Raw genomic sequence first — 4,324 nt, forward strand, 5'->3', positions numbered from 1 at the left:
GCCAATGCCGTAATCAGGTCCGGACAGCCTTGGAAAGGCGCTAACGCCTCTTGACAGCTAACACGGTAGATCCCGGCGTTCGCCGGGACGACAGCGGTGTGTAGCCGCGACAGTAATCACATCGGCCGGTACGTCCGGACGTTCGACGGCACGTTGACGCCGAGCTTGATCTGGCCGACCGAGCGGATGATGTCGTCGCCGAGCAGCTGCGCGAAGCAGGCGTAGCCCCAGTCGCTCATGTGCAGACCGTCGGCGATGACGAAATTGTCCATCGGGATCGCCTGCTTCTCGTGCCAGTCGCGCATCACCTCGAAGCGCGGGAAGATGCCGACCTTGCGCAGTTCGGCGACCTTGTTGAGCAGGTTGATCATCTTGCCCGCGCTCTCCGCGCGTTCGTTGACGCGCGGCGAATATTGCGGATCGATCAGCACCAGATCGGCGCCGGTCGCCTGAATGCGCGCGACACCGTCTTCCACCAGCTTGATGGTCTCAGCCGGATCGAGATTGCGCAGCACGGCATTGGTGCCGACCTGCCAGATCACCAGGTCCGGATGCATGTCGATGACCGAGGTCTGCAGCCGCTTCATCATTTCAGGCGCGTCCTCGCCGCCCTGGCCGCGATTGATCACGGTGATGTCGGCGGTCGGATATTGCCGGTGCAGCTGCGCTGCGAGGCGGTTGGGATAGTTGAACTCCGGCGAGGTCGCGCCGAAGCCCGCGGTCGACGACGATCCGAACGCGATGATCACCACCGGCTCGCCCGCGGCCAGCTTGCCCGCGACACGCGGCAGCGATCCCATCTTTTTGGCGCCACCCTTCGGCGGCAGGCAGGGAACACGGCTGAAAATGTCGGCGGCCGATTTCGCGACCTCCTTGGCCTTGTCGATCGCCTTGCCGGTAACGCTCCTTTGCGCCGCCGGACCGGACGGCTCGGCGGCCGCCACGCTGCCCGCACCCGTGGTCGGCGCCGCCGGCGGTTTGGCGGCTTCAGTTTTGGCCGTGTCGGACAGCGTCGCCTGCTGGGCGGTCTGGGTCGCCTGCGCCTGCACCGGCAAAACGGACGCCGGCATCATCAGCACCGTCGCCGCGATGGCGAACGCTGCCAGCGATGTCGACGGCAAAAAAGGGCAGTAACGACTCATTTACGCTAGTTCCTCAATTCTGCTGGGCCGGGTTCACATGCGCCGCGTCGATCACGAATTTCGACAGCGCGCGGCCGAGGCAATCGTGCACCCGCTTGGCAAGGTCAGGGCCATGCGACGTGCTGGACAGGTCGAAGTCTCCCGCGTCGCTCCAGTGCCGCATCATGGAGAAGCGGTCGAACAGGGGAACGTCGTGCTGCTGCGCCACCACGCGCATATTATCCAGGTAGGGCGGCGCGGAAATCATCGTTTCAGTGCGCGGGCTGTATTGCAGATTCATCAGGATCACGTCGGCCCCCGCCTTCTGCAACGCAGCCACACCCTCTTCAACACCGGCGCGGAAATCATCGGGATCGATCGATCGGATAGCATCGTAGGTGCCGGTCTGCCAGATAACCAAAGTAGGCTTTCTTACTTCCACGAGCTTAACAAGTCCGCCAGCGACCTCTTCGGCCGTCTTCTTGACCTGTAGTTCTACGGATACGTTCACCGCGACCTTCGGAAGCGCCTCCTTCAACATGACCTGCAGCCGGCCAGGATAGGCGCTGGCTTCGGACGCCGCGATGGTCGACGACCGGCTGCCCACCACCAGAATCTCCAGCCGGCGGTCGCCGGCAATGGCCGTCTCGACCTTAGGCAACTTACTCTCGGACGTCAGCAGATAGGCCGGAACCTCGCAATTGGCAGGGGCATCCTCGGCGCGCACGGGAGCCACGGCCAGCAAGCCGGCAATCAAGGTCAGCCCCAGGATCATCACCGGGTTGGACTTCATCAGCCCCCTCCCGCCATATCGGCGTTGCCAACAGCGCCCTTTTTCTTCGAGGCATTCTTGTCGGCGGAATGCTTGTACCACGAAATGACCCACGCCATGCCGGACATGATGAGTACCCCGACGACGCTGATCAGGAAATGCAGGCCCGCTCCACCGGAGATTTCGGCCAGCACGAAATGCCCCGCGAAGGCGAGGAAGACGCCGAGGCAGAATATCTCAAGCGAATGCTGCCCGCACAGGATCAATGGTCGCAGCCAGGGTGATTTCAGCCCCGGCCAGTCCTTGTGCAGGAAGCGCACGGTGAGCGCCGCCAGCGCCAGGAAGTGCGCGAACCGCAGCACATCCAGGTCGGTCTTGGTGATCGGGTACATCCACTGCTCGATCAGCTTCGGCATGAAGCGGCTCAGTTGCGGGATGTGCCAGGTCAGCGTGACGAAGAAGGCGGCCAGCAGATAGGCAATGCAGATCCACATCGTGATCCGCGAGGAGAGGATCGCCGACATCCGCTCGGCGCCGCCGAGCGCGCACCAGGCGCCGAACACGAACAGCAATTGCCATGCGAACGGATTGAAGGCCCAGAATCCGTTCGGATAGGCCGACAGGTACAGATCGAAGTGCCAGGTCGCCGCGTAGAGCGCCACCGACAGCGCCAGCGAGACGTCGGGCCGCCACTTCATCAGCCACAGGATGAGGGGCAGGAACAGCATCAGCACGATATAGAGCGGCAGCACGTCCATGTTGACGGGACGGAATCGCAGCAGCAGCGCCTGGATGATCGTGACATCCGGCTGCTTGAGGAAATCCATGATCCCCATTTCTTCCGAATACAGCGGGTTGTTGAAATTGGTGGCGACGTAGGAAATCTCCGCCAGGAAGATCGTGAACAGGAACACATGCGCCACGTAGATCTGCCAGACCCGCCGCATGATGCGGGCGGTGGCGATCACGAAGCCGGATTCCAGCATGGCGCGGCCATAGACGAACGCCGCGGTATAGCCGGAGATGAAGATGAAGATCTCGGTGGCGTCGGAAAAGCCGTAATTGCGGATCGTGAACCAGGTCAGGATGTTCGCCGGCAAATGATCGATGAAGATCAGCCACAGCGCCAGCCCGCGAAACAGATCGAGCCGCAATTCGCGCTCGCCGGCCGCCGGCAGCGTGATCGCCGGCGCGGAGGTTACCGCGGCGTTACTCACGGATGGTCCGGTAATTTGATCGGCAATGGACGACATCGGGCACCGTTTTGGCAGCGAATCTGACGCAAATTGCACGGCACGAGGGCACAATATCGGCCCCCCAAGCACGCAAGACAAGCCAGATACGGCGATCCGGACCGCGCGGGTGCGCCTTAGGGCGAAACTGTGTTGAAACAAGGATGGAATAGCATGGACGCCCCGCCCCTGCCGGCCGGCCCCGCGATTGGTTCCATCGGCTTTCTTGGCTATGATGCGGCACAGGATTCTGGAAGCTTTTATTCATGTACCGCGCCGTCACCCGTCAGATCGAAGTCACCGTCGAACCGAACTTCATGCCGGACCACCCGTCGGTCGCGAAGGGCCAGTATTTCTGGTCCTACACCATCGTCATCACCAATTCCGGCAATGAGACCGTGCAGCTGCGGACGCGGCACTGGATCATCACCGACGCCACCGGCCGCAAGCAGGAAGTCCGCGGCGAAGGCGTGGTCGGCGAGCAGCCGGTGCTGGCCCCCGGCGAACGCTTCGAATACACCTCCGGCGTGCCGCTCCCGACCGCGTCCGGCTTCATGACCGGGCGCTATCAGATGGTCAACGAAAGCGGCGAGAAATTCGAGATCGACGTGCCGACGTTTTCGCTGGATAGCCCGGATAACAAGCGGGTGTTGAATTAGGGGCGAAGGCATTCGGCGCTGGCTCCCTCGTCGTCCCGGCGAACGCCGGGACCCATACGCCGCGGCAGTCATTGTTTGCGGAAGGTCGCTAACGCCAGCGCTCTAACCGATGGGCCGCGGCGTATGGGTCCCGGCTCAAGGCCGGGACGACAGCGGTTCTTGTTGTTGCACTGTACTGAACACACTTTCGCGATCTCGCGACGCATTGCGCCCGAGCTTTGCCAGAAACTTCCGTGCCCTCTCATCAAGAGGGCGCAGGGAAGACCGGGTGCGCGCTGCACCCGCGGTCCCGTGTGCGGTTTGCACTAAGTAGGCTGCACACGAGCATACAGGGCAGCGGAGAACACCCGGCCTTCCCTGCGCAATGGCTTTACGGCTTATGCCGTGCTCTCCCCGGAGACGAGTTCTTGGTTGACTCCGTCACCGCCGGTTCAGCTCACGCTTAGCCGACGGCTTGACGCCAGCAACGGGCGCCAGGACCACACGGTTTTGCCGTACGCTTATCCACGCCGTCGTCGAGGCGTAAACCAGCGTCCACCG

Annotated in this window: 4 protein-coding genes; 1 reads left to right on the plus strand and 3 read right to left on the minus strand. The window is 62.6% G+C overall.

Going from position 1 to position 4,324, the window contains the following annotated elements:
• Positions 1-116 precede the first annotated feature (116 nt).
• The 3 genes from JQ611_RS41275 to JQ611_RS41285 are packed head-to-tail and all read right to left on the minus strand — an operon-like array spanning position 117 to position 3,146.
• On the minus strand, positions 117-1,142 hold the full coding sequence (locus JQ611_RS41275; RefSeq protein ID WP_212265333.1) for an SGNH/GDSL hydrolase family protein: 1,026 nt from the start codon (positions 1,140-1,142) through the stop codon (positions 117-119).
• 13 nt (positions 1,143-1,155) lie between these two features.
• Complete coding sequence (locus tag JQ611_RS41280) at positions 1,156-1,914, minus strand: SGNH/GDSL hydrolase family protein (RefSeq protein ID WP_212265334.1); 759 nt, start codon at positions 1,912-1,914, stop codon at positions 1,156-1,158.
• Positions 1,914-3,146, minus strand: a complete 1,233-nt coding sequence (locus JQ611_RS41285) for an OpgC domain-containing protein (RefSeq protein WP_212265335.1) — start codon at positions 3,144-3,146, stop codon at positions 1,914-1,916. The genes JQ611_RS41280 and JQ611_RS41285 overlap by 1 nt, the downstream gene beginning before the upstream one ends.
• A gap of 245 nt (positions 3,147-3,391) precedes the next feature.
• Here JQ611_RS41285 and apaG point away from each other — a divergent pair, with 245 nt between their 5' ends.
• Positions 3,392-3,784 (plus strand): Co2+/Mg2+ efflux protein ApaG, encoded by a 393-nt coding sequence (gene apaG / locus JQ611_RS41290; protein ID WP_212265336.1) that lies wholly within the window; start codon positions 3,392-3,394, stop codon positions 3,782-3,784.
• The last annotated feature ends 540 nt before the right edge of the window (positions 3,785-4,324 follow it).

Source organism: Bradyrhizobium sp. AUGA SZCCT0182 (assembly GCF_018130185.1).
In the GTDB taxonomy this organism is placed as follows: Bacteria; Pseudomonadota; Alphaproteobacteria; order Rhizobiales; family Xanthobacteraceae; genus Bradyrhizobium.

Bases quoted from the DNA above. Each gene is read 5' to 3' on its own strand.
- JQ611_RS41275 (WP_212265333.1), bottom strand. From the start codon at position 1,142: ATGAGTCGTTACTGCCCTTTTTTGCCGTCGACATCGCTGGCAGCGTTC.
- JQ611_RS41280 (WP_212265334.1), bottom strand. From the start codon at position 1,914: ATGAAGTCCAACCCGGTGATGATCCTGGGGCTGACCTTGATTGCCGGC.
- JQ611_RS41285 (WP_212265335.1), bottom strand. From the start codon at position 3,146: ATGTCGTCCATTGCCGATCAAATTACCGGACCATCCGTGAGTAACGCC.
- apaG (WP_212265336.1), top strand. From the start codon at position 3,392: ATGTACCGCGCCGTCACCCGTCAGATCGAAGTCACCGTCGAACCGAAC.